General features: G+C 68.6%; 13 protein-coding genes and 1 pseudogene. 10 read left to right on the plus strand and 4 right to left on the minus strand.

Going from position 1 to position 25,780, the window contains the following annotated elements; translation table 11 throughout:
- Positions 1-3: 3 nt before the first annotated feature.
- The 4 genes from GO592_RS03535 to GO592_RS03545 all read left to right on the plus strand — a co-directional run bounded on the left by GO592_RS03535 (position 4) and on the right by GO592_RS03545 (position 16,818).
- The gene (locus GO592_RS03535) at positions 4-4,434 is read left to right on the plus strand and encodes a condensation domain-containing protein (protein ID WP_007296428.1); all 4,431 of its coding nucleotides are present in this window, start codon (positions 4-6) and stop codon (positions 4,432-4,434) included.
- Positions 4,431-5,291, plus strand: coding sequence for a 3-hydroxyacyl-CoA dehydrogenase family protein (locus GO592_RS03540; protein ID WP_039950767.1), 861 nt, complete (start codon positions 4,431-4,433; stop codon positions 5,289-5,291). The genes GO592_RS03535 and GO592_RS03540 overlap by 4 nt, the downstream gene beginning before the upstream one ends.
- Complete coding sequence (locus tag GO592_RS44035; RefSeq protein ID WP_237737185.1) at positions 5,278-7,614, plus strand: AMP-binding protein; 2,337 nt, start codon at positions 5,278-5,280, stop codon at positions 7,612-7,614. The genes GO592_RS03540 and GO592_RS44035 overlap by 14 nt, the downstream gene beginning before the upstream one ends.
- A 69-nt stretch (positions 7,615-7,683) precedes the next feature.
- Positions 7,684-16,818, plus strand: a complete 9,135-nt coding sequence (locus GO592_RS03545; RefSeq protein WP_237737186.1) for an amino acid adenylation domain-containing protein — start codon at positions 7,684-7,686, stop codon at positions 16,816-16,818.
- Here the strand turns inward: GO592_RS03545 and GO592_RS03550 are convergent.
- Positions 16,774-17,733 carry an alpha/beta hydrolase gene (locus tag GO592_RS03550; protein ID WP_007301293.1) on the minus strand — a complete coding sequence of 320 codons (960 nt, stop codon included), beginning with the start codon at positions 17,731-17,733 and terminating at the stop codon, positions 16,774-16,776. The two genes, GO592_RS03545 and GO592_RS03550, sit on opposite strands and share 45 nt — an antisense overlap.
- A 92-nt stretch (positions 17,734-17,825) precedes the next feature.
- On the opposite strand from GO592_RS03550, the gene GO592_RS03555 reads away from it, so the two are divergent.
- Both GO592_RS03555 and fgd read left to right on the plus strand, forming a co-directional pair.
- The gene (locus GO592_RS03555; RefSeq protein ID WP_007301294.1) at positions 17,826-18,167 is read left to right on the plus strand and encodes a YidH family protein; all 342 of its coding nucleotides are present in this window, start codon (positions 17,826-17,828) and stop codon (positions 18,165-18,167) included.
- A 55-nt stretch (positions 18,168-18,222) separates the two neighbouring features.
- Positions 18,223-19,230: a glucose-6-phosphate dehydrogenase (coenzyme-F420) gene (gene fgd / locus GO592_RS03560; protein ID WP_005571309.1), complete on the plus strand. Its 1,008-nt coding sequence runs from the start codon at positions 18,223-18,225 to the stop codon at positions 19,228-19,230.
- A 69-nt stretch (positions 19,231-19,299) separates the two neighbouring features.
- On the opposite strand, the gene GO592_RS03565 is transcribed toward fgd, so the two are convergent.
- Entirely contained in the window at positions 19,300-20,214 is a 915-nt protein-coding gene (locus GO592_RS03565) for an AurF N-oxygenase family protein (protein ID WP_007301295.1), read from the minus strand.
- 254 nt (positions 20,215-20,468) lie between these two features.
- Here GO592_RS03565 and GO592_RS03570 point away from each other — a divergent pair, with 254 nt between their 5' ends.
- A complete protein-coding gene (locus tag GO592_RS03570; protein WP_005264836.1) occupies positions 20,469-20,735 on the plus strand; it encodes a hypothetical protein in 267 nt (88 codons plus the stop codon).
- A 1-nt stretch (position 20,736) separates the two neighbouring features.
- Here GO592_RS03570 and GO592_RS03575 read toward each other — a convergent pair whose 3' ends face one another.
- Positions 20,737-21,360 (minus strand): CatB-related O-acetyltransferase, encoded by a 624-nt coding sequence (locus GO592_RS03575; protein WP_063709752.1) that lies wholly within the window; start codon positions 21,358-21,360, stop codon positions 20,737-20,739.
- Between the two features lie 118 nt (positions 21,361-21,478).
- Here GO592_RS03575 and GO592_RS44040 point away from each other — a divergent pair.
- Positions 21,479-21,952, plus strand: a pseudogene (locus GO592_RS44040) (HNH endonuclease); the annotation flags it as partial.
- Here the strand turns inward: GO592_RS44040 and GO592_RS03585 are convergent.
- Positions 21,898-22,407, minus strand: a complete 510-nt coding sequence (locus tag GO592_RS03585; RefSeq protein ID WP_005264839.1) for a nitroreductase/quinone reductase family protein — start codon at positions 22,405-22,407, stop codon at positions 21,898-21,900. The pseudogene GO592_RS44040 and the gene GO592_RS03585 sit on opposite strands and share 55 nt — an antisense overlap.
- 62 nt (positions 22,408-22,469) lie before the next feature.
- Here GO592_RS03585 and pta point away from each other — a divergent pair, with 62 nt between their 5' ends.
- Positions 22,470-24,590, plus strand: a complete 2,121-nt coding sequence (gene pta, locus GO592_RS03590; protein ID WP_050998719.1) for a phosphate acetyltransferase — start codon at positions 22,470-22,472, stop codon at positions 24,588-24,590.
- Positions 24,587-25,780 carry an acetate kinase gene (locus tag GO592_RS03595; RefSeq protein WP_007301297.1) on the plus strand — a complete coding sequence of 398 codons (1,194 nt, stop codon included), beginning with the start codon at positions 24,587-24,589 and terminating at the stop codon, positions 25,778-25,780. Before pta ends, GO592_RS03595 begins: the two co-directional genes overlap by 4 nt.

Below are 25,780 nucleotides of genomic sequence, written 5' to 3' on the forward strand. Positions count from 1 at the left end.
ACCGTGACCGTGCGACATCCCACACCGGGCGACGACGACATCGCCGTGGTCGGCATCGCCGCGCGCTACCCCGAGGCCGCGAACCTGGCGGAGTTCCGCGCCAATCTCGCGGCGGGCCGGGATTCGGTGCGCCCGCTGTCGCGGTCACGGGCGAAGGCGACCGGGCTGGGACCTCCCTCGCACTACCACGCGATGGGTTTCGTCGAGGACATCTCCACGTTCGACTACGCCTTCTTCACACTGTCGAAACGGGAAGCGTCGCTGATCGACCCGCAACAGCGGCTCGCGCTGGTCCTCGCGTACCAGGCGGTCGAGGACGCCGGATACTCGGTGGCGGAGTTCCGTGACAGCGCGACGGCGGTGGTGTTCAGCGCCGCCACCTCGACGTATCCGGCGATGTGGGCGGAACCGGGTGTGCTGAGCACACTGGGCAACGTTCCGTTCGCCGTGCCGGCCCGGATCGCGTACCAGCTCGGCCTCACCGGCCCCTGCTACGCCGTCGATTCGGGTTGCAACGGGTCGCTGATCGCGGTGCACCACGCCTGCCGGGAGCTGCGGTCGGGTGACGCCGACTTCGCCCTGGCAGGCGGAGTCAGTCTGCGGGTGAACGGTCTCCGCGCCGACATGGCGGAGGGATCCGCGGAACTGATGTCACCCGGCGGGCGTTGCCGCGCGTTCGACGCGAACGCGGACGGCACCGCGGTCGGGGAGGGCGGTGCGGCGCTCCTCCTCACCACGGTGGCCCGCGCCCGCGCCGACCGCGTCCCGGTCCACGCCGTGATCCGCGGCACCGCGACGGTGTCCAGCGGGCATTCGTCTGCGACGATCAGCTCCCCGAGCGCCCGGGCGCAGGTGGCCGTCATCTCCCGGGCCTGGCAGAAGGCGGGTCTCACCCCGGACGCTGCCGGGTACCTCGAGGCCCACGGATCGGGAACTCCACTCGGCGACGCGGTCGAACTCGAAGGGATCACGTCCGCGTTCCGGGGCCGTCCCGGCGTCCTGCCGATCGGTTCGGTGAAGACCAACATCGGTCACCTCGACCACGCCGCCGGGGTGTCCGGCCTCGTGAAGGCGATCCTGGCCGTCGAGCACGGCGAGTTGTACCCGTCGCTGCACTTCGAACGACCCACCGGTGGAGTCGACCTCGCGGGCAACGGGATCGAGGTGGTCACCGAGGCCCGGACGTGGAGCGACGAGACCGGACCCCGGCTGGCGGGGGTGAGTTCGTTCAGCCTCGGCGGCATCAACGCGCACTGCGTGGTCGAACAACCGCCCGCGCGTGCCACCGGATCGCGCGCCGGCACCACGAGTCGACTGGTCGGGGTGTCGGCGAAGAGCGTGGGCGCCCTCGCCACGCTGTGCACGGAACTGGCGACGGCCGTGCGCGGGCACGACCTCGACGATGTGGTCTTCACCCTCAATCGCGGCCGCCCGCATCACGACCACCGGGTGGCGGTGCACGCACGCAACATTGCCGAACTCGCGCAGTCGCTCGCCGCCCGTGCCGCCGAACTCGACGCCCGCGGCGAGGGCTCCGCACCGACCACCCGGCAACGCCCCGCCGTGGCGTTGCTGCTGTCGCCCGACCGGATGCCGCCTGCACTGCGCGGCCGCACCCTGCCGTCGGAGCTTCCGGCCACCGGCGACGAGGCGGACCTCCTTGCCGGTCAGATCGCCGTCCACCGGGAACTCCGGGCCGCGGGAGTCACCGTCGACGCCGTCCTCAGCGGCGGCGTGTCCCGGTACGCGGCCCGGTATCTGCGGGACACACTGTCGGCGGTGGAGGCTGCCGACATCGCCACCGCGGCCGCGGATCCCTCGATCGACACCGACCGGCTCGTCGCCGTCGCGAAGGGAATGCTCGCGGACGGACCCGTCGTCTTCGTGGAGCCGAGCCCGGAGGGACGCCTCGGCGCACTGCTCGCCGACGCTCTCCGCGACACGGCGGACGCCGACATGCTCCGTGCGCCGGACACGTCCGACGCGGTCACGCACCTCCTCGCCGGACTGTACGAGCGCGGAGTCGACCTCGACTGGGCGGCCGTCGACCGCGGTGACGACTCGGCCTGGCGAGTGCGCCTACCCGGCCACCCGATGTGCGGTTCGCGGTGCTGGTTCGACCTCCCGGGCCAACCCGACTGGGACGACGCACCGGACAATAAGTCGGCGGAACCGAGCCCCCGATCGGTGACGGCCGCGCCGGAAGACAGCCTCGACTGGTTGCAGACGACATTGCGCGAGTTGCTCCACAGCGAGAGGGACGTCGGCGCCGACGACGACTATTTCGACCTCGGTGGGAACTCGCTCATCGGCATGCAACTCGTCGACCGGGTGTCGGACCGATACGGGGTCCGGCCCAAACTCATCGACCTCTACGAGCGGCCGAAGGTCGCAGATTTCGCCGCACTCCTCGCGGACGGCACGTCCGCGTCCGGTGGGCTGCCCCCGATCATGCCGCGGGGGCGGCACGTGATGTCGTTCGGTCAGGTACGCATGTGGTTCCATCATCAACTCGACGCCGCGACGACCATCTACAACCTGCCGATGGTCAGCGAATTGCACGGGCCGATCGACGAATCCGCCGTCCGGGGAATGTGGGACGACCTCGCCGCACGGCACCGGGTGCTGCTGTCCAACTACGTCGAGGTCGACGGGGAGCCGGAACTGCGGATCCGCGAATCCCTCGGCGACTTCTTCCACACCGCCGACGTGTCGGGCGAACCGGATCCGGTGGCCGCGGCCCGGGCCCTCGTGCACGACGCCGCGGTGGCACCGTTCGACCTGGCCACCGACCCGCTCGTGCGGGCACTGCTCATCAGGATCGGCCCCGACGAGCACGTCCTGCAGGTCACCACCCACCATTCCGTCAACGACGGGGGGTCGCCCAGGATCTTCGAGCAGGAACTGCCCGCCCTGTACGCGGCACGCCGCGCCGGCCGCCGCGCCGACGTCGCACCGCTCCCCATCGAGTACTGGGACTACGCCCTGTGGCAGCGGGAACTCATCGCGAGTGCCGAGCTCGACTCCGAACTCGAATACTGGAGAACCGTTCTGGAGGACGTACCGCTGCTCCGGCTGCCCACCGACTTCCCGCGTCCGGAGCGGAAGAACTTCACCGGCGCGTTCCACACGTTCACCGTCTCCGAGGACCTGACCCGGAGCCTGCGGGCCGTGGCGCGGAGGGAGTCCGTGTCGCTGTTCGTGGTACTGCTCTCCGCGTTCTACCTCCTCATGGCGAGCCGCAGCCGCCAGCGCGACCTCGTGGTCGGGACACCGACGACCGGACGTAACCGGCCGGAACTGTCCGGCATGATCGGGTACTTCAACAGCACGGTGGCGCTGCGCGCCGACCTGTCCGGGGACCCGAACATCGCGGAGCTGTGCGCACGCGTGCGTGATGTCGTGCTCGGCGCCCTCGAGCATCAGGAGATCCCGTTCGACCGCGTCGTCACCGCACTGACCGGCGACCGGGACCTGAGCCGGACACCACTGTTCGACGTCTGCCACGTCCACCAGGAGCTGCCGGCGCTGCAGTCGCAGCAAGGACTGACCGAGACGCTGTTCGACCAGGAGGATCCCGCGGCCATCGCGTTCGGCGGGGTGCCGTCCGGCACGGCCAAGTTCGATCTCACCCTCGTCACCACGGAGCGGGGCGGCGAGGACGGCATGGCGGCCGGGCTCGAGTTCAGCACGGAACTGTTCACCGAGCAGACTGCCGCCGCGCTGTGCGCCGAGTACGTCCGCATCCTCGAAGGTGTCGCGGATTCTCCCCGCACACAGCCTGTTTCCGTGTTCCTGGCCGACGCGGCCCCAGCGCCGGTGTCGCGACTGGTGGCGCCGCCCCTGGTCCCGGCCGACCGGCCCCGGCAGCCCTCGACCGGCGCGGAACCGCCGAGCTACTCGACCGCACGGGTGACGGTGACGCTCGACGGCCGGCCGGGCCACCCGGAACTGCTCGCCGCCTGGCTCACCCTCCTCGCCTGGTACACGGCGCAGGACGAGGTGGCCGTGGGCACCGCCCCGGGGCCGGGGGCATCACCGCGGCTCGTGGTCGCGGACCTGTCGGGAGATCCCACCTACCCGGAGCTGGTGGAGACCGTACGCCGTGAGTTGTCCTCGGATCCTCGCGCGGCCGCCACGGCGGCGCAGCACTTCCCCGTGCGCTGCGACGGGGAGCGCGACGACAGTGCCGAACGGGCAGACCTGTCGCCCGTCGAACTCGGGCTGTCGTGGACGCGCGGTCCGACCGCGCTCACCCTCGAACTGGACTACGCCACCGACCTCTTCGACCGGAGCACGGCTACCGCGATGCTCACCGACCTCCGGCGGCTGCTGGCCGGACTCGTGGCCCATCCCGACCTGCCCACTCAGGAGGTGGCGATGGAGTACGTGCATCAGGACGACACCGGCTTTTCGACGGAGGCGGCGCGATGAGTGAAGGCAGTGCGATGAGCGTCGGTGTGGTGGGGGCGGGGACCATGGGCGCCGGGGTGGCCGAATGTCTCGCGCAGGCCGGCCACGACGTGATCGTCGTCGACCCCGACCCGCAGGCCGTCGAACTGGCCCGGTCTCGGATGCGCGACTCGCTGCGGCTGGCGATACTCCTCGGCCGGGCCGGTGGTCCGAAACCCGCCGAGGTCACCGCGCGGGTGCACTGGACCGGGCAGATGAGCGACCTGCGCGACGCCACCGTCGTCATCGAATGCGTCCCCGAGCGAATCGACCTCAAGGAGAAGGTCTTCGCCGAACTGGACCGGGCCTGCGCACCCGACGCGCTCCTCGCGTCGTGCACCTCCGGCATCCCCGTCGACAGACTCGCGGCGAGTACCACGAGACCGGAACAGGTTGTCGGACTGCACTTCATGAACCCCGCGCCGCTCAAGGACACTGTCGAGGTGGTGCGGGGGCCGCGGACGTCGCCGCAGTCGCTGGACCGTGCGCTGGCGCTTCTCGCCTCACTGAACAAGACCGGCATCGTCGTCGGCGACGGACCCGGCTTCCTGCTGAACCGTGTCCTCATGCTGTGTATCGCGGAGGCGGCGACCGCGCTCGGCGACGGTATCGCCGACGCGGACACCACCGATGCGCTGTTCGAAGGCTGCCTCGGCCACCCGATGGGCCCACTGCGGACCGCCGACCTGATCGGCCTGGACAACGTCCACGACACGATGACCGCGCTCCGCGAGTTGACCGGCGACGACCACTACCGCCCGCCCGAGTCGCTCGTCGCCCTGGTCGAGGCCGGTCATCTCGGGCGTAAGACCGGGCGAGGATTCCATGAGTACCGGTGAGGTGCTGCCCCTCACCTACGACCAGCTCGCCGTGCTCCGCGCCGGTGTTCTCGACGCGTCCTTCGGCCAGTATCTCGAACTCGACGGCCCGCTCGACGAAGACCGGTTCTGCCGGGTGCTGCAGCAGACTCTGGCCGAATGTACCGGACTGCACTGCACTTTCGTGCTCGACGGCCCGGAACCCGGGCAGGTCACCGGCGCCCCGGCGACCGGCTCGGACGTCCTCGACGCCGCCGCGTCCGACGACCCCGGCCGACTCGTGACGACGTGGATCGACCAGGAGCTGAACCGCCCGATGGACCCCGGCACCGGACCGCTGTACGTGCACGTCCTGTTCCGGCTGCCGCACGGCCGGTACGGGTGGTTCCAGCGCTATCACCGATTGGTGAACGACGAACCGGGCATGACGGCGATCGTCCGCCGCACCGCCGAGGCCTACGAGTCGGGGGAATCCGTTCCCACCTCGCCGCCGGAGTCCCGGCCGTTCGTGTCGCCCTCCGTCCCGCTGACCTCCGACGCGCGGTACCGCGAGAGCGACTCGTGGGCGGACGACCGCCGCTACTGGGCGCACCTGCTCGCCGGAGCGCCGCGACACGAGACCCCGCCCGGTCCGGTCTCCGAGGAGGAGGACCTCGGCCCGTTCACCGTTCCCGCCGACGGCGCGCTCGTGCGGCTCGCACGCCGCAGCGGTGGCGGTCCCGCCGCCGTCCTGCTCGCCGCGCTGGCGGTGTACTGGCACAGCCGCACCGCCGTCGACGACGTGGTGATCGGGCACCGGTCGCACGGGTCCACCACACCCGTGAGGCTCTCCCTCACACCGCAACTCACATTCGATGCGCTGACACGGCACGTGGGTCTGCAACTCCGGAGATCCCGGAGACACCGGTTCCTCGCTTCCACGGATGGTCCGGTGGACTCGTGGCCTGTGGCAGGCGGAATGCGCGAACCGCTCGGCGTCGAGCGCATCGGTGCGGGTGCCGTCACCGTCGTGAAGCGGTGGGACTCCGCCGGTGACGGGGTGGTCGTCGACGTCGACGACCGGGACGGTTCCTGGACCGTCGACGTGCACGGCCCCGGCGACGCGCAGCGCCTCTCCCACATTCTCGAAACCGCGGTCGGGGCACCGGATAGGCCGTTGGCTCGTGTGGGTGTGTTGGGTGTGGTGGAGCGGGGGTTGTTGGTGCCGGTGCGGGGTAGGGCTGGTGTGGGGGTGCGGTTGTTGCCGGAGATTTTGGCGGGGGGTGTGGGGTTGGGTGGGGGTGGTGTGGCGGTGTCGTGTGGGGGTGTGGAGTTGTCGTATGGGGAGTTGGATGAGTGGTCGAATCGGTGGGCGCGGGTGTTGATCGGGCGGGGTGTGGGTCCGGGTGTGGTGGTGGGGGTGGGGGTGCCGCGGTCGGTGGAGTTGGTGGTGGCGGTGTGGGCGGTGGTGAAGTCGGGGGCGGCGTTTGTGCCGGTGGATCCGGGGTTGCCGGAGGTGCGGGTGCGGGAGTTGTTGGTGGATTCGGGTGCGGTGGTGGGGTTGTCGGTGTCGGGGGTGGTGTTGCCGTCGGTGGTGGAGTGGTTGCGGGTTGATGATCCGGGTGTGGTGGTGGGGGTGTCGGGGGTGGGGGTGTCGGATGGGGATCGGGTGCGGCGGTTGTGGGTGGGGGATGCGGCGTATGTGATGTATACGTCGGGGTCGTCGGGGCGTCCGAAGGGGGTGGTGGTGACGCATGGGGGGTTGGCGAATTTGGTTGAGGAGGTGCGGGTTCGGTTTGGTTTGTGGTCGGGGTGTCGGGTGTCGCATGTGGCGTCGCCGAGTTTTGATGCGTCGGTGTACGAGTGGTTGATGGCGTTTTCGGTGGGGGCGCGGTTGGTGGTGGCGCCGCCGGGGGTGTTCGGGGGTGCGGCGTTGGGGGAGTGGTTGGCGGTGGAGGGGGTGACGCATTGTTTTGTGACGCCGTCGGTGTTGGCGACGGTGGAGTCGGGGTCGTTGGGGTCGGTGCGGGTGTTGGTGGTGGCGGGGGAGGTGTTGGGGCCGGAGTTGGTGGCGCGGTGGGCGCCGGGGAGGGAGTTGTTCGATGCGTATGGGCCGACGGAGGTGACGGTGCAGGCGACGGTCAGTGGTGCGTTGGTGGCGGGGGGTGTGGTGACGGTGGGGGGTCCGGCGGTGGGTGTGGAGGTGGTGGTGCTGGATGGGTGGTTGCGGCCGGTGCCGGTGGGTGTGGTGGGGGAGTTGTATGTGGGGGGTGCGGGGTTGGCGCGGGGGTATTTGGGGCGGGCGGGGTTGACGGCGGGGTCGTTTGTGGCGAATCCGTTCGGGGTGGTGGGGTCGCGGTTGTAGCGGACGGGGGATTTGGTGCGGTGGGATGGGTTGGGGTCGTTGGTGTTTGTGGGGCGTGCTGATTTTCAGGTGAAGGTGCGGGGTCAGCGGGTGGAGTTGGGGGAGGTGGAGTCGGTGTTGGTGCGGTGTCCGGGGGTGGTGGCTGCTGCGGTGGTGGTGGTGGGTGAGGGTGGTGGGTTGGTGGGGTATGTGGTGCCGGAGGTGGGGGTGTGGGTGGATCCGGGTGTGGTGGTGGAGTTTGCGGGGTCGGTGTTGCCGGGGGGTGTGGTGCCGGCGGTGGTGGTGGTGTTGGGGGAGTTGCCGGTGACGGCGAGTGGGAAGTTGGATCGTGCCGCACTCCCCGCACCCGTCGTGGCGCGCGGACCCCACCGCGCGCCGCGAACAGCGGCGGAACACACACTCGCGTCGGTGTTCGCCGAAGTGCTCGGGCTCGACCAGGTCGGGTTGGACGAGTCGTTCTTCGCGCTGGGCGGCGACAGCATCCTGTCGATCCGGCTCGTGTCCCGTGCCAAGGCTCGCGGATTGGTGTTCACGCCGCAGCAGGTGTTCGAGCACCGGACCGTGGCTGCGCTCGCGGCGGAATCGGAGATCACGGACGGTGAGACCGCAGTTGCGCTCGCCGAACTCGCGGGCGGCGGCATCGGCACGTTTCCGCCGACCCCGGTGGTCCGGTACCTGATCGAGCGCGGCGGGCACTTCGAGCGGTTCAGCCAGAGCGTGCTGCTCGACCTCCCGGGCGGCATCGACTCGGGCCGGCTCCTCGCGACCGTCACCGCGGTGCTCGCGCGACACGACATGCTGCGGTCACGGCTCTGTAAGGACGCAAACGGGCAGTGGCAGATGGAGACTCGTGCCGCGACCGAGATCGACACCGACTCACTGGTCCGTCGCATCGTCGTCGACCCGGGGTCCGATCCCGGCACCCTGGCAGACCTGATCGCGGCCGAGCACCAAGCGGCCGTGGAGCGATTGCGCCCGTCCGACGGGGTGGTCGTCCAGTTCGTCTGGCTCGACCCGGAGTCCGCCGCCGGGCACCCGGCACGGACCGGACGATTGATCGTGGTGGCGCACCACCTCGCGGTCGACGGGGTGTCGTGGCGGATTCTGCTGCCCGACTTCGCAGCTGCCTGGTACCAGATCAGTACCGGGAGCGTACCGGCCCTCCCGGAACCGGCGACGTCGATGCGCCGGTGGGCGCACGCGCTGGCCGAAGAAGCCGTCCGCAGCGACAGGGCCGCCGAGCTGGGGTGGTGGCAGAACGTCGTCGCCGGACCCGACCCGCTGATCACCGAACGCCCCCTCGATCCGGGCCTGGACCTCGCGACCGCGTTGCAGGACGTGAGTGTCGAGACCTCCCGCGACGACACGTCCGTTCTGCTCACACGCCTTCCGGAGCTGTATCACGGGGGTGTCCTCGACGTCCTGCTGACGGCGCTGGCGGTGGCGGCGTCGAGGTGGCGAGCGGAGCGGGGGATCCCGGGAACGTCGATGCTGATCCGGCTGGAAGGGCACGGCCGGGAGCAGCAGGTGGTGCCCGGTGCCGACCTGTCCCGCACGGTCGGCTGGTTCACGACGGTCTTCCCCGTGCGCGTCGATCTCCGCGGCATCGACCTCGACAACGCACTCGTCGGTGGCCACGACATCGGCAGCGCCGTGAAGCGCGTGAAAGAACAGCTCCGGGAAGTCCCCGACATGGGCATCGGTTACGGACTGCTCCGCTACCTGAACCCGGACACCGCGGGCAGCCTGCCGGGAACGGAACCGGGGCAGATCAGTTTCAACTATCTCGGTCAGGTTCCGGATTCGGCGGACGGTGACACCGCGGTCGGCTGGAGTCCCGCCGACGGGTTCGGCGACCTGCGGTACGTGCCGGACCCCGACATGCCGGCGTCCGCCGCCGTCGAGGTCAACGCGATCGTGATCGGCGGACGACTCCGGGTCGGGTTCGGTTTCCCGGACACTCTGCTCGCGCACGCCGACGTGGAGCGGCTGGCAGCACGGTGGCGGGAGTGTGTGTCCGCGTTGGTGTCCCACGCGCGCAGTGGGGACGCAGGCGGACTCACACCGTCGGACGTTCCCCTCGTCGACGTGACCCAGGGCGACCTCGACACGTGGGAGGAGCGCTTCGGCGCGCTCACCGACGTGTGGCCGCCCGCACCCCTGCAGGCCGGATTGCTGTTCCACGCCCTGCTCGCGAAACCGTCGATCGACGCGTACACCGTCCAGGTGGCACTGCACCTGAAGGGTGCCGTCGACCCGGTCCGGATGCGCCGGGCCGCCACCGCATTGCTGGATCGGCACGCGAATCTGCGGGTGGCGTTCGTTCCCGCTCGAGACGGAACATTCGTCCAGGTGGTACCCGCGGACGTCGACCTCCCGTTCCGTGAGATCGACCTCACGGATCTGCCCGAGGCCGCGCGGTCCGCCGAACTGGACCGGGTCCTGACCGCTGACCGGGCCACGCCGTTCGACACGTCCCGGGCACCACTGGTGCGGTTCGTGCTCGTGACGACCGGCAGCCACGAATCCCGGCTCGTGTGGACCAATCATCACACCCTCCTCGACGGATGGTCGATGCCGCTGACGATCCGCGAGTTGCTCGCGCTCTATGTGGCCGGAGACGACGATGTTTCGGCGTTGCCGCGACCCCGGCCCTACCGAGACTTCCTGTCCTGGCTGCATCGCCGGGACCCTGCGGACTCGCGTGTGGCGTGGGCGACCGCGCTCGCCGGCGTCGACGGTCCGACGCTGCTCCTTCCCGACGCACGGGGACGGCCGCTGTCGGCTTCTCCCGAGAGTGCTCGGTTCACCGTGTCCGAGGAACTGACCGCCGACCTCACCGCCCTCGCGCGTACCCGCAACACGACACTGAACACAGTGACGCAGGTGGCGTGGGGCATCGTGCTCGGCGCAGCGACGTCCCGCCACGACGTGACGTTCGGGAGCACCGTGTCCGGACGGTCGCCGCACCTGTCCGGTGTCGAATCGATGATCGGGTTGTTCGTCAACACCGTGCCCACACGCATCACGCTGAACCCCCGGGAAACGCTCGGCCGGCTGCTCGACCGGACACAAGCGGAACAGGCAGCCCTCCTCGACCACCACCACCTCGGTCTCGCCGACATCCAGCGAGCAGCCGGCCCCGACATCGGGTTCGACACGGCAACCGTCTTCGAGTCGTACCCGATCGACCGGGGAGGCCTGACCGAAGACACCGACCTCGCCGGCATCCGGGTGGTCGACGTGAGCGGCGTCGACGCCACGCACTATCCGCTGAGCGTCGCCTTCTCGGTGGACACGCAGCTGCGCTTGACGTTTCACTACCGACCCGACCTCGTCGACCGGGCCACCGTCGACGCGATGGCCGGCCGGGTCATCCGGGTGCTCGAGGTGATGGCCTCCGATCCGGATAGGCCGTTGGCTCGTGTGGGTGTGTTGGGTGTGGTGGAGCGGGGGTTGTTGGTGCCGGTGCGGGGTAGGGCTGGTGTGGGGGTGCGGTTGTTGCCGGAGATTTTGGCGGGGGGTGTGGGGTTGGGTGGGGGTGGTGTGGCGGTGTCGTGTGGGGGTGTGGAGTTGTCGTATGGGGAGTTGGATGAGTGGTCGAATCGGTGGGCGCGGGTGTTGATCGGGCGGGGTGTGGGTCCGGGTGTGGTGGTGGGGGTGGGGGTGCCGCGGTCGGTGGAGTTGGTGGTGGCGGTGTGGGCGGTGGTGAAGTCGGGGGCGGCGTTTGTGCCGGTGGATCCGGGGTTGCCGGAGGTGCGGGTGCGGGAGTTGTTGGTGGATTCGGGTGCGGTGGTGGGGTTGTCGGTGTCGGGGGTGGTGTTGCCGTCGGTGGTGGAGTGGTTGCGGGTTGATGATCCGGGTGTGGTGGTGGGGGTGTCGGGGGTGGGGGTGTCGGATGGGGATCGGGTGCGGCGGTTGTGGGTGGGGGATGCGGCGTATGTGATGTATACGTCGGGGTCGTCGGGGCGTCCGAAGGGGGTGGTGGTGACGCATGGGGGGTTGGCGAATTTGGTTGAGGAGGTGCGGGTTCGGTTTGGTTTGTGGTCGGGGTGTCGGGTGTCGCATGTGGCGTCGCCGAGTTTTGATGCGTCGGTGTACGAGTGGTTGATGGCGTTTTCGGTGGGGGCGCGGTTGGTGGTGGCGCCGCCGGGGGTGTTCGGGGGTGCGGCGTTGGGGGAGTGGTTGGCGGTGGAGGGGGTGACGCATTGTTTTGTGACGCCGTCGGTGTTGGCGACGGTGGAGTCGGGGTCGTTGGGGTCGGTGCGGGTGTTGGTGGTGGCGGGGGAGGTGTTGGGGCCGGAGTTGGTGGCGCGGTGGGCGCCGGGGAGGGAGTTGTTCGATGCGTATGGGCCGACGGAGGTGACGGTGCAGGCGACGGTCAGTGGTGCGTTGGTGGCGGGGGGTGTGGTGACGGTGGGGGGTCCGGCGGTGGGTGTGGAGGTGGTGGTGCTGGATGGGTGGTTGCGGCCGGTGCCGGTGGGTGTGGTGGGGGAGTTGTATGTGGGGGGTGCGGGGTTGGCGCGGGGGTATTTGGGGCGGGCGGGGTTGACGGCGGGGTCGTTTGTGGCGAATCCGTTCGGGGTGGTGGGGTCGCGGTTGTATCGGACGGGGGATTTGGTGCGGTGGGATGGGTTGGGGTCGTTGGTGTTTGTGGGGCGTGCTGATTTTCAGGTGAAGGTGCGGGGTCAGCGGGTGGAGTTGGGGGAGGTGGAGTCGGTGTTGGTGCGGTGTCCGGGGGTGGTGGCTGCTGCGGTGGTGGTGGGTGAGGGTGGTGGGTTGGTGGGGTATGTGGTGCCGGAGGTGGGGGTGTGGGTGGATCCGGGTGTGGTGGTGGAGTTTGCGGGGTCGGTGTTGCCGGGGGGTGTGGTGCCGGCGGTGGTGGTGGTGTTGGGGGAGTTGCCGGTGACGGCGAGTGGGAAGTTGGATCGTGCCGCACTCCCCGCACCGGAAGCTCCGGCGCGTCGATTCCGCGCTCCGGCAACCCCGTTCGAGTCCGTTGTCGCCGAGGTGTACGGCGACGTCCTCGGTGTCGACCGCGTCGGTGCCGACGACGACTTCTTCCGGTTGGGCGGAGACTCGCTGTCGGCCACCCGGGTCGTCGCACGGGTCGACGCCGCTCTCGGCGTCGACGTCGGCGTGCACGCCCTGTTCGAGGCACCGACAGTGGCGGGGTTCGCGGAGCGCGCGGCGAAAGCGGGTGTGCTGACGCGTCGGCCGGAGTTGCGGGCGTCGCCGCGCCCCGAGCGCATTCCCCTGTCGCTGGCCCAGACCCGCATGTGGTTCCTCAACCAGTTCGACACCTCTTCGCCCGCCTACAACATCGCGATGGCGTTCCGGCTCACCGGCGCACTCGACCTCGACGCACTGCGGGCCGCGGTATCCGATGTGGTGGAGCGCCACGAATCGCTCCGCACCCGATTCCCGATGTCCGGCGAAGAACCGGTGCAGGTGATCCTCTCGGCTGCTGATTCGGTGCCGGACCTGCCCGTCACACCGGTGCCGAGCGACGAGGAGTTGCGAAAACGGCTGTCGGCGGCGCTCTCGGAGGGGTTCGACGTCACTGCGCAGATCCCGTTGCGGGCCGCCGTGTTCGAGATCTCCGGCACCGATCGCGTGCTGCTGGTCGTGGTCCACCACATCGTTGCGGACGGAGTGTCGATGGTCCCGCTCGCCCGCGACATGATGGTGGCGTACACCGCGCGGGCGGCCGGATACACCCCGGAGTGGCACCCGCCCACGGTCCAGTACGCCGACTTCACGCTCTGGCAGCGTCAGCTCCTCGGATCGGAGGACGATCCGCAGTCGATGGTGTCGCAACAACTGAACTACTGGCGCACCACGCTGGCCGGCCTCCCCGCCGCCCTGGACCTGCCCGCCGACCGCCCGCGGTCGATGCAACGCACACCCGACGGGAGCAGGGTCGGATTCGAGATCGACGCCGTTCTGCACCGCCGGCTGCTGGCGACGGCGTCCACGCACCAGTCGACCGTGTTCATGGTCGCGCACGCCGCCCTGGCCGCCTTCCTCGCGCGGATGTCCGGTACCGAGGACATCGCCGTCGGCACCCCGGTCGCCGGGCGCGGCGAGGCCGCCCTCGACGACGTGGTCGGGATGTTCGTCAACACCGTGGTGCTTCGGACCGTCGTCTCCGACGCGAGCCGGTTCTCCGAACTGCTCGAGCAGGTGCGCGACGTCGATCTCGGTGCGTACGCCCACGCGGAGGTGCCGTTCGAGAAGGTCGTGGAAGCGCTCGATCCGCCCCGCTCGACGGCACACTCACCGCTGTTCCAGGTGCTGCTCGAGTTCCAGAATGTCGAGCGCCCCGACCTTTCGCTGCCCGGCGTCGAGGTCGAGGGCATCGACCTCGGTGCGACGATCGCCAGGTTCGACCTGCAGCTGACGTTGTCCGAGGAGTACACGGACGACGGAACACCGGCCGGCATCACGGCCGGTTTCACCTACGCCACCGACCTTTTCGACGCCGAAACCGTCGCCGGCCTGGCCGACCGGTTCGTCCGGATGCTCGACACCGCCGTCACCGACCCGTCGATCAGGGTCGGCGACCTCGAGATCCTCGACGCCCTCGAACGGGACGAACTCGTGCCCATGCGCGGCTTTCCCGCGGCCGCGGAACGCACGCTCCCGGACGTCCTCACCGCGGGCGCTGCGCTCGCACCGGGGGCGACCGCAGTGTCGTGCGAAGGCGTCACCGTGTCGTACCGGGAACTCGACGAGCGGTCGAACCGACTGGCCAGGGCGCTGATCCGTCGGGGTGCCGGACCGGACGCCTTCGTCGCGATCGGCGTGCCGCGATCGCTCGAATGGGTGCTGTCGGTGTGGGCGGTCGCGAAATCGGGGGCGGCGTACGTGCCGGTCGATCCCGCCCTGCCGCCCGCGCGCACCGGCGGCATGCTCGAGGATTCGGGCGCGGTGCTCGGGTTGACGGTGACGGTGCACCGTGACCGGTTGCCCGGCGTGGTGCCGTGGCTGCTGCTCGACGATCCCGAGGTGGCGAACGGGTACTCCAGCGACCCGGTGACCGACGCCGACCGTCCGCGTCCGCTGAGAGTCGACCACGCCGCGTTCCTGCTCTATACGTCGGGGTCGACGGGAACACCGAAGGGGGTCGTGCTCACGCACGGCGGACTCGCGAATCTCGCAGTCGAGGAACGGGAACGGTTCGCATCCATGCACGGTGCGCGGGTGTCGCATCTGGCGTCGCCGAGCTTCGACGCGTCGTTGTTCGAACTGCTGATGGCGTTCGCCGTCGGCGCGACGCTGGTCGTCGTGCCACCGACGGTCCTCGGGGGGCGGGAACTGGCCGAACTCCTCGCGAGCGAACACGTCTCGCACGCATTCTTCACACCCACGATCCTGGACACCCTCCGCCCCGAGGACGTTCCGTCCCTGCGGATTCTCGCCGTCGCGGGCGAGCGGTTCCCACCCGAACTGGCCGACCGCTGGACCCCGGGACGATTCGTCTTCAACGGATACGGACCCACCGAGGCGACGGTGCAGACCACGATCAGCGAGGTGCTGTCGCCGGACGAACCGGTGAACGTGGGAGGCCCGGGGCGGGGCGTCGACGTGATCGTGGTGAACACATGGTTGCAGCCCGTTCCGGTGGGGGTGATCGGGGAACTGTACGTCGCGGGGCCGGGGCTCGCGCGCGGCTACCACCGGCGGTCGGCGCTGACGGCCGCGTCCTTCGTGGCGAACCCGTTCGGCGAACCCGGCTCCCGCATGTACCGGACCGGCGACCTCGTGCGGTGGAGCGAGGTCGGCAGACTGGAGTATGTGGGACGCAACGACTTCCAGGTGAAGATCCGGGGCCAGCGGGTGGAACTCGGTGAAATCGAATCGGTGCTGGCCCGCTGCGACGGCGTCGGCCGCGCGGCGGTCACCGTGCACAGCGGCACCGGCGACCGGCTGGTGGGATACGTGACCGCCGAAGCCGGGGCGAGCATCGACACCGCCGAGGTACTCCGGTACGCCGGATCCCACCTCGCCCCGTACATGGTGCCCGCCCAGCTGGTGGTGCTCGACCGGCTGCCCGTCGGCCGCACCGGCAAGCTCGATCGGCGAGCGCTACCCGCACCGGTGCTCGCGCCCAGAGAATTCCGGGCACCCGCCACCCCGGTCGAGGAGGCGGTGGCGGAGGTCTTCGCCGACGTCCTCTGCATCGAACGCGTCGGAGCCGACGACGACTTCTTCGAACTGGGCGGGAACTCGCTCGTCGCGACCCGGGTGGCGTCCGCGCTCCGCGACCGGCTCGGCACCGACGTCGTCCTGCAGTGGATCTTCCGCAACCCCACCCCGGAGGGTCTGGCTCGCCGCATCGTCGACCCGTCGGCGCTCGGAAGCATGCCGGCGGACGACGTGCTGAACGTCGTCGTTCCGTTCCGGGCGTCCGGTGCGCAACCCGCGCTGTTCTGCGTGCACCCGGCGGGCGGACTCGCATTGGGATACGCCGGACTGATGAAGTACGTCTCACCCGACCGTCCGGTGTACGGGCTGCAGCTGCCGATCCTCAGCGGCGGAACGACGTTCGAGTCGATGGCACAGCTCGCCCACCGATACGTCGTCGAGATGCGCGCGGTGCAACCGCAGGGGCCCTACCACCTGCTGGGCTGGTCCCTCGGCGGTGTCATCGCCCAGGCCGTCGCCGTCGAACTCCGTGAGTCCGGCGCCGAGGTCGGCACACTCGCGATGATGGACAGCTACGTCGCGGAGGGCGAAAACTTCGGTGACCTCGAGGTGAACGCCGAGGAGTGGCTGCACGGGCTGGGTGTCGAGTTCGAGGGCGAGGGCGACACCGGCACGTCGTACCGCGAGCAACTGGTCGAGATGCTCGGACGATCCTTCGGCCGCGACCCCGCGTTCGCGTCGACCCTCCTCGGTCGCATCAGCACCGGCCTGGAGAACTCGAAGCAGATCTCCACCGGATACCGGCCGCGGGTGTTCGACGGCGACCTGGTGTTCTTCAGCGCCGCGCAGTCCGCCGACGGGGAGGAAGGCGAACGGCCGTCGCCGAGCGTCTGGCAACCCGCGATCACCGGCGTGATCGTCGAACACAAGGTGGAGTGCGACCACCTGCGGATGACCACACCGGAAGCCCTCGCGGTGATCGGACCGATCCTGGAGCGTTCCCTGGGGTCACGCCCCGATCGCACTGCCGATGACGGGCCAGGACTCCCGTAGCTCGGTCTCGAACAGCCCCCACGAATGCGTGCCCTGCGACAGATAGGCGAACGTGGCGGGAATCCCCAGCGAGTGCAGCCGCGACTGGAACGCGGCCGCGCACACGTTGGTCACCATCTCGACGACGCTGCCGCCGATCGTCTGGGGCACCACCAGCACGGGGTCGTGGTTGTCGATACTGCCGGGAAGTCCGTTGCCGCTCGAGACGAACAATTCTGTGCCGCTCAGTCGTTCGGCATTCAGCATCGGGTCGTGTACCCGCCACCGCGGATCCATGGCGGAGCCCCACATGTTGGCCGCATTGCCGCCGCCCCGCAGTTCCACCATCGACCGCACCATCGCCTGGCCCAGCAGTCCGCTCGTCGCGGCACACCCGCTGTACGAGCCGACGGCACGATAGAAACCCGGAGCCTGAATGGCGAGGTCGAGTACCGCGCCGCCTGCCATCGACACCCCGCCGATGGCGTTCGCCCCCGTGGTCGCGAAGCGGCTGTCGATGGCGGCGGGGAGTTCGGCCGTCAGGTACGTCTGCCACTTGTTCCGGCCGAGAACCGGGTCGTCGGCATCCCAGTCGGTGTACATGCTGTACTGGCCGCCGATCGGCATTACCACGTTGACGTGCTTGTCGGCGAAGAAGTCCCGCACACCGGTGTTGTTGAACCAGGAGATCCCGTCCGACCCGCCGCCGATTCCGGTGAGCAGGTAGAAGGTGGGCGCCGGAGCACCTGATGCGGGAGAGATGACGTCGTTGGCCACCCACCGGCCCATCGACTCCGAATACACGTCCACCCTGGTGATGCGGGGCTCGGCCGACGCCGCCTGCGGGCCGAGCACCGCCCACACGGATACGACCAGCAGCATCACCGCCAGTACACGAAGAGAGATCGCGGATCGCAGAGCTTCGAACGGTCGCATGGACGCCCCCTGGCTGTGGCCTGCCCTTCCAATCTAGGACTGCGGGGTACCTGCTTGGTGCGGTTCCAGCGAACCGGTGTAAAGATGATTCGGTGACCGACAACGACCGGCCCGACGAACGTTTCACCCTCGCAAGCGAGCGGACGTTCCTCGCCTGGATGCGGAGTTCGCTGGCACTCCTGGCCGGTGGCATCGCGATGATCCACCTGGTCCCCGAATTCAGCACGGGATGGGTGCGGACGACCCTCGGCCTGATCCTGATCGGTCTCGCCGCGGCCGCGGCCCTCGTCGGCATGCGGCGGTGGGCGCAGGTCGAGAAGGCCCTGCGCGACGGAGCGCCGATGCCACCGCCCCACGAGTTGTGGCTGTTCGCGGTGACACTGACGGTGGTGGCACTGGGAGCGGCGCTCGCCAGCCTGGTGGCCGCGCTCTAACCTGCAGAAGAGGTTTGCATCTCGCGAACCGGACGCGAAGACGAAGGAGTACACGGTGGCCCACGAACTCAAGCTCGGTTACAAGGCGTCCGCGGAGCAGTTCGGTCCGCGGGAGTTGGTGGAGCTGGGTGTTCTGGCGGAGGCGCACGGTATGGATTCGGCGACGGTGTCGGATCATTTCCAGCCGTGGCGGCACGAGGGTGGTCATGCGCCGTTCTCGTTGGCGTGGATGACGGCGGTCGGGGAGCGGACGGAGCGGTTGCAGTTGGGGACGTCGGTGATGACGCCGACGTTCCGGTACAACCCGGCGGTGGTGGCGCAGGCGTTCGCGACGATGGGGTGTCTGTATCCGGGGCGGATCATGCTCGGGGTGGGTACCGGTGAGGCGCTCAACGAGATCGCGACAGGTTTCGCGGGTCAGTGGCCGGAGTTCAAGGAACGCTTCGCGCGGTTGCGGGAGGCGGTCCGGTTGATGCGTGAGCTGTGGCTCGGCGACCGGGTCGACTTCGAGGGGGAGTACTTCACCACGAAGGGGGCGTCGATCTACGACGTGCCCGAGGGTGGGATTCCGGTGTACATCGCCGCCGGTGGTCCGGTGGTGGCCCGGTACGCCGGTCGGAGCGGCGACGGGTTCATCTGCACGTCCGGTAAGGGCATGGAGTTGTACACGGAGAAGTTGATGCCTGCGGTCGCGGAGGGGGCGGAGAAGGCCGACCGTGATGTCGCGGAGATCGACAAGATGATCGAGATCAAGATTTCGTATGACACGGATCCGGAGTTGGCGTTGGAGAACACGCGGTTCTGGGCGCCGTTGTCGTTGACGCCGGAGCAGAAGCATTCGATCGACGATCCGATCGAGATGGAGAAGGCGGCGGATGCGTTGCCGATCGAGCAGGTGGCGAAGCGGTGGATCGTGGCGTCGGATCCGGATGAGGCGGTGGCGCAGATCCGCCCGTACCTCGATGCGGGATTGAACCACCTGGTGTTCCACGCTCCCGGCCACGATCAGAAGCGGTTCCTGGAACTCTTCGAGCGGGATCTGGCGCCGCGGTTGCGGGGATAGGCGGCTTCGCCGCCCGTGCGCCGTTTTGGCAGTGGGTGCTACCAGAAAGGCGCACGGGTGCGGAGCGCCTCAGAGCATGTTCACGCGCTTGTAGAGGTGCCGGGAAGGACCGCCCAGCAGATCGGCGTCGTCCAGGAACCGCATGAGCGGCTGCGAACTCTCGCGGATCTTCTCGGCCCGGAATCGGTTGTTCTTCGCCTCGCGGAGCGCGCGTTCGGTGTCCAGTCCGGCTGCCGCGTAGACGGCGGGATTGATCATGCTGGAGACGATCAGGTTGGATGCGATAGCGATGCAGGCGCGGCTCGCAGCACGGTGCGCCTTGCTCATGCCCTGGGCCCGTCGCAGGGTCTCCTCCCGGGCGAAGCGCATGTGCCGGGCTTCTTCGACCACGTGAATCTTGCTGGTGACGCGGACGATCGGCTGGACGCGTGTGTCCTTCATCCAGTCGCGCTGCATGACGTCGAGGATCTCTTCGGCGACGAGAATGCCGGCGTACGCGACCTCTCCCGAGGCGAGCGCCTTGAATCCGCGGCCCAGGGTGACCACCGACTTGCGCGGAACGTAGGAGGGGCATCCGAACTTCTCGGCGGTGCGAGCGAACATCACCGAGTGCCTGCACTCGTCGGCCACTTCAGTCAGTGCGAACTGGAAGTGGGCCTGCGATGCGTCCTTGGCGTACACGTCCCGGATGACCATCTGCTGAAGGATCATCTCGAACCAGATTCCGGTGCCCATGATCGAGGACACCTCGTGCTTCGTCAGCGTGATCTGCTGTTCGAACGTCATCTCGTCCCACATCGGCGTGCCGTACAGAGAGGACCACTCTGGGGTGAGGCCGTACAAATCGTCGGGGACCGGTGCGTCCCAGTCCACCTCGACGGTCGGGTCGTACGACATGCGTGCGGAGGACTGGAGAAGCCGGGCGCCGGTGTCCTGGCGATCCGTGATCTTCGGATTGCGGAGAGCGAGCGTCGAGCGTGCCATGAAATCCTCCATGTCAGTGTTACCGGCAGTTACACCTAATCATGTCGAAGTAACCTCTTGACGTCAATGCCTCTGGTGTACAAATTGTGGACAACGTCCGGGCAGTTCTTCGGCCGTCAAGGCCTCGGTGATGATCCCCACAACTGCGACCCAAGGCTTGCTCAAAATTTGCCAATCGTCTGTAGTGAGTTCTCGGCAGCGGGCCCGGATGATCCCTTGCCCTGGCATCACCCTGCAGAAAGCGGAATGAACCCATGTCTGATCAGAAGAGTGCCGCCCAGCCCCACAGCCCCGACGTCGTCGTCGGCGCTCGCGTTCGGGTCCGCCGCGACTCCGACGCTCCCGCGCCCGGTGTCGTGATCGAGGATTTCGCGGACCTGTCCCAGTCGGAGGGACTCCTCGGACGTGATTGGGCGCCCGTGCACCGCTGGGCCGTCGCTCTCGACGACGGACGCCTCGTGTTCGCCGACGACGGCGAACTCGACCTCGACGCCGAAGCACCGCAGGCGGCGCGCGGCTGATTCAGCCGAGCCTGTCGGCGACATCCTGAAGTTGCTCGACTGTGCCTGTGGCGATGGTTCGCACATGTTCGGTGACGACAGAAATCGGCCAGTCCCACCACGCGATCCGCACCAGTGCGGCGATCTCGGATTCCGAATAGCGGTCCTTGATGTGGACGGCCGGATTCCCGCCCACGACCGCATAGTCCGGCACGTCCCGCGTCACCACCGAACCGGTCGACACGATCGCGCCGTGCCCGATGCGGACGCCAGGCATGATCGTCGCGTTGCCTCCGATCCACACGTCGTTGCCGACGACGGTGTCGCCCCGCGACGGTAAATTCGCGAGCAGATCGGCGTGCTGGGCCCACGACCCGCCCATGATCGGAAACGGGAACGTCGAGACTCCGCTCATCCGATGATTTGCGCCGTTCATGATGAACGTCGTCCCGGTCGCGAACGCGCAGAACTTGCCGATGATCAGCCGGTCCTGCCCGTAATGGTGCAGGACATTGCGCGTTTCGAACTCGTCCGCGAACTCGGGATCATCGTAGTAGCTGTACTCCCCGACCTCGATCAGTGGATTCTCGATCAGAGGTTTCAGCAGGACCACCCGAGGCTGACCTGAAACGGGATGCAGGGTCATCGGATCCGGTGCGGCATTCGTGGGCAACTACTTCTCCATTCCTCGGCGCAGGCGGGCGTGCGCGATCTCCTGTATAGCGCCGTACTGCCCTGCGCTGCATGTGCTTTTTAGGGGCATCGGCTTCGCCCGGCAGCTGGTGGCCGACGCCGTCGATCGTGACACCGCGACGTCGTTGCTGCGGGTGTATTCGTGCCCGCAGTCGGAGGCGTTGACGGCGGTGCAATCCCAGTCGCGCACGTTCCCGAAGAGTCTGCGACAGCTGATCGACCTCCGCGACCGCACATGTCGTACGCCGTGGTGCGATGCACCGATCCGGCACCACGACCACATCCGCTCCCGCCGACAGCACGGGGCGACCAGCGCGCACAACGGGTCCGGGCCGTGTGAGGCCTGCAATTACGCGAAGGAAGCACCAGGCCGGAGAGCCCGCCCGATACAGCGGCCCGGCCGCACCCACCTCATCGACGTCGGCACCCCGACCGGGCACCACTACCGGTCGGCGGCACCGCCGCTTCCGGCCCCGGCACGGCGCTCGGCTCACGAGGCGGTGAGAGCGAACACCCGCATCGTGCGGTTCGTTCGGTGCTCGTAGACGCCGTAGACGCGCACCATCTCGTCGAATTCGCGATAGATCCGTGTTCGCTCCGGTTCGGCCAGGAGAGTCGCGGTGACGGGGATGTCCTTCCCGCCGATCGTGACCTTCGCGTTCGGCTGGGCGAGAAGGTTCCCCGACCACGCCGGGTGGTGATCCTGCCCGAAGTTGCTGCCCACGACGAAGATCTGCTCACCCTCACGGTAGTAGAGGAGCGGGCTCGTCCGTGGTGCGCCAGACTTGCGACCCGTCGTGGTCAGCAGCACTACCGGAGCGGCGATCGGACCGAGGATCGTGAAGCGTCCCCTGGTCTTCTGGAGGAGCCGGCGGTCGACTCCGGCGAGTTTCCGGATCACCCACGATCCGGGTCGGGTGGCGGCAAATTTGGCTGCGGGTTCGCGGAGGAAGCTGTTCTCGCTGCCCCATCGGACGTCGGGGAAGGGTGATTCGGCCATACGTCATCTGACCGCCGGGCGGGTGCGGTGTCAATCGCCCAGAGCCGGTGGCCGGATACGCTATGGCCATGGCTGCGCCAGCGACACCCTCACCCGTGAATCCGCCCGCACGTCCCCAGCCGTCGAGCGTCTACATCGCCTCACCGGAGGGGGATACCGGCAAGTCCACCATCGCGCTGGGTGTCCTGCAGATGCTGTGCGCGTCCGCGGCGAGGGTGGGCGTCTTCCGTCCCATCGCCCGATCGACGCAGGAAACCGACTACATCCTCGAGTTGCTCCTCGAACACACCACGGCCGACATCGGGTACGAGGAGTCCCTGGGGGTCACGTACGAGCAGGTCCACGCCGATCCCGACGGCGCGCTCAGCGAGATCGTCTCCCGGTATCACCAGGTGGCGGCGCAGTGCGATGCCGTCGTGGTGATCGGCAGCGACTACACCGACGTGGCCAGCCCCAGCGAGCTCGGCTACAACGCCAGGATCGCCGTGAACCTCGGCGCCCCGGTGTTGCTCGCCGTGAGGGGAGCACGGCGCACCCCCGAGGAGATCGCCCAACTCGCGCAGCTCGCCATCGGTGAACTGACCGCTCACCACGCGCACCTGCTGGCCGTGGTCGCCAATCGGTGCGACCCCGACCAGCTCGATGCGGTCACCGACGCGTTGGCAGTCACCGGTGTGCCCGCGTGGAGCCTGCCCGAGATCCCCTTGCTGGTCGCACCGACCATGGCCGAACTCCTCGAGTCGATCGACGGCAGCCTGTTCAGCGGCGACCCGGAGCTCCTCCACCGGGAGGCGCTGCGGGTGATGGTGGGTGGAATGACGGCCGAGCACATCCTCGAACGGTTGACGGAGGGCACGGTGGTGATCGCCCCGGCCGACCGTTCCGACGTGCTGCTGGCGATGGTGAATGCGCATGAGGCCGAAGGTTTCCCGTCGCTGGCGGGCATCATCATGAACGGCGGGCTGATGCCGCACCCGGCAATCGCGAAGTTGATGGCCGGCCTCAAGCCGCGGTTGCCGATCCTCACCACCGGACTGGGCACGTTCGACACGGCCAGCGCGGCAGCGCAGACCCGTGGCCGGGTGGCGGTCGGTTCGCAGCGCAAGATCGACACCGCCCTGAGTGTCATGGAACTCCGGGTGGACGCACCCACACTGCTGGAGCGGTTGAAGCTGCCGATCCCGTCGGTGGTGACTCCGCAGATGTTCGAATACCAGCTGATCGACCGCGCCCGCCGCGACCACAAGCACATCGTGCTCCCGGAAGGCGACGACGACCGCATCCTCCGAGCGGCGGGGAGACTGCTGCAACGGCAGGTGGCGGAGCTGACGATTCTCGGCGACGAGGTGCAGGTGCGTCGCCGCGCGGCGGAACTCGGCGTGGACCTCGGTGACGCGCAGGTGCTCGACCCCCGGACGTCCGAACACGCCGGTCCGTTCGCCGAGGAGTACGCGCGGCTCCGCGCCCACAAGGGCATGACCGTGGACCGTGCCCGCGAGGTGATGACCGACATCTCGTACTTCGGAACCATGATGGTGCACTTGGGAATCGCGGACGGCATGGTCTCCGGTGCCGCGCACACCACGGCGCACACCATCCGGCCGTCGTTCGAGATCATCAAGACACAACCGGGAGTGTCCACGGTGTCGAGTGTGTTCCTGATGTGTCTGTCCGATCGGGTGCTCGCGTACGGGGACTGCGCGGTGGTGCCCGACCCCACGGCCGAACAGCTGGCCGACATCGCGATCTCTTCGGCGCAGACGGCGTCCCAGTTCGGTATCGATCCGCGTATCGCGATGCTGTCGTACTCGACCGGCGACTCCGGCAGCGGCGCGGACGTCGACAAGGTGCGCTCTGCGACGAAACTCGTCCGCGAGCGTCGCCCGGACCTGTTGGTGGAGGGCCCCATTCAGTACGACGCTGCCATCGAGCAGAGCGTGGCCGACAAGAAGATGCCCGATTCGGCGGTGGCTGGGAAGGCGACGGTCTTCATCTTCCCCGACCTCAACACCGGGAACAACACGTACAAGGCCGTGCAGCGCAGCGCCGGCGCCATCGCCGTCGGGCCGGTGTTGCAGGGCCTCAACAAACCGGTCAACGACCTCTCGCGAGGGGCGCTGGTCGAGGACATCGTGAACACCGTGGCCATCACCGCGATCCAGGCGCAGGGAGCAGAGCAGTGACCGAGGGGTCCGTACTGGTAGTCAATTCCGGTTCGTCGTCGATCAAGTTCCAGCTGATCCACCCGGACACCGGTAAGTCCTCGGCGTCCGGTCTCATCGAGAGGATCGGGGAACCCGAGGGGCGCATCGTCTATCACCACCGCACCGGATTGGCGGAGCGCCACGTTCACATCGCCGACCACCGCGCCGGACTGAAGATGTTGTCGGACATCGTCGCCGAGGTGGGTCGACCTCTGAGGGAGGCGGGGATCGTCGCGGTCGGCCATCGCATCGTCCACGGCGGCGACGTATTCTTCGAACCCACGATCATCGACGACGCAGTGGTGCAGTCCATCTCGGACCTTTCGACCCTTGCGCCGCTGCACAATCCGGCGAACGTGATCGGGATCGAGGTGGCGCGGGAGGAGCTGCCGGACATCCCGCACGTCGCGGTGTTCGACACCGCGTTCTTCCATACCCTGCCCGCGGAGGCGTCGACGTATGCGATAGACCGGCAGGTCGCGAAGGAGCACTCCATCCGGCGGTACGGCTTCCACGGCACGTCGCACCAGTACGTGTCGGCGCGCACGGCCGAGTTCCTCGGCAGGGACCTGTCCGAGCTGAACCAGATCGTCCTGCACCTGGGGAACGGTGCCTCGGCGTCCGCGATCCGCGGGGGACTGGCCGTCGACACCAGCATGGGGCTGACCCCGCTCGAGGGACTCGTCATGGGCACGCGGTCCGGGGACGTCGATCCCGGCGTCATCCTGCACCTGCACCGCAGCGGGATGGGTGTCGATCAGATCGACGACCTCCTGAACCGGCATTCCGGCCTCAAGGGCTTGTCGGGGGTCAACGACTTCCGGGCGCTCCTGACGCTGGTCGGCGAGGGCGACGGGGCTGCGGCGTTGGCCTACGACGTGTACGTGCACCGACTCCGCAAGTATATCGGCGCCTACCTGGTGGAACTCGGCGGCGTCGACGTCATCACGTTCACCGGGGGAGTCGGCGAGAACAACGTCGACGTCCGCCGCGACAGCCTGGCCGGGCTGGGACGCCTCGGCATCGTCGTCGACGACGACCGCAACCGCGCGAGTTCCCGGGACGCACGCCGTATCTCGGTGGACGAGTCCGACGTTCAGGTGCTGGTCGTGCCCACCAACGAGGAGTTCGCGATCGCCTGTGCGGCGGTGGAGCTGATCGGGGCCTGA

This window comes from Rhodococcus sp. 21391 (assembly GCF_016772255.1).
Taxonomy (GTDB): Bacteria; Actinomycetota; Actinomycetes; order Mycobacteriales; family Mycobacteriaceae; genus Rhodococcus_F; species Rhodococcus_F opacus.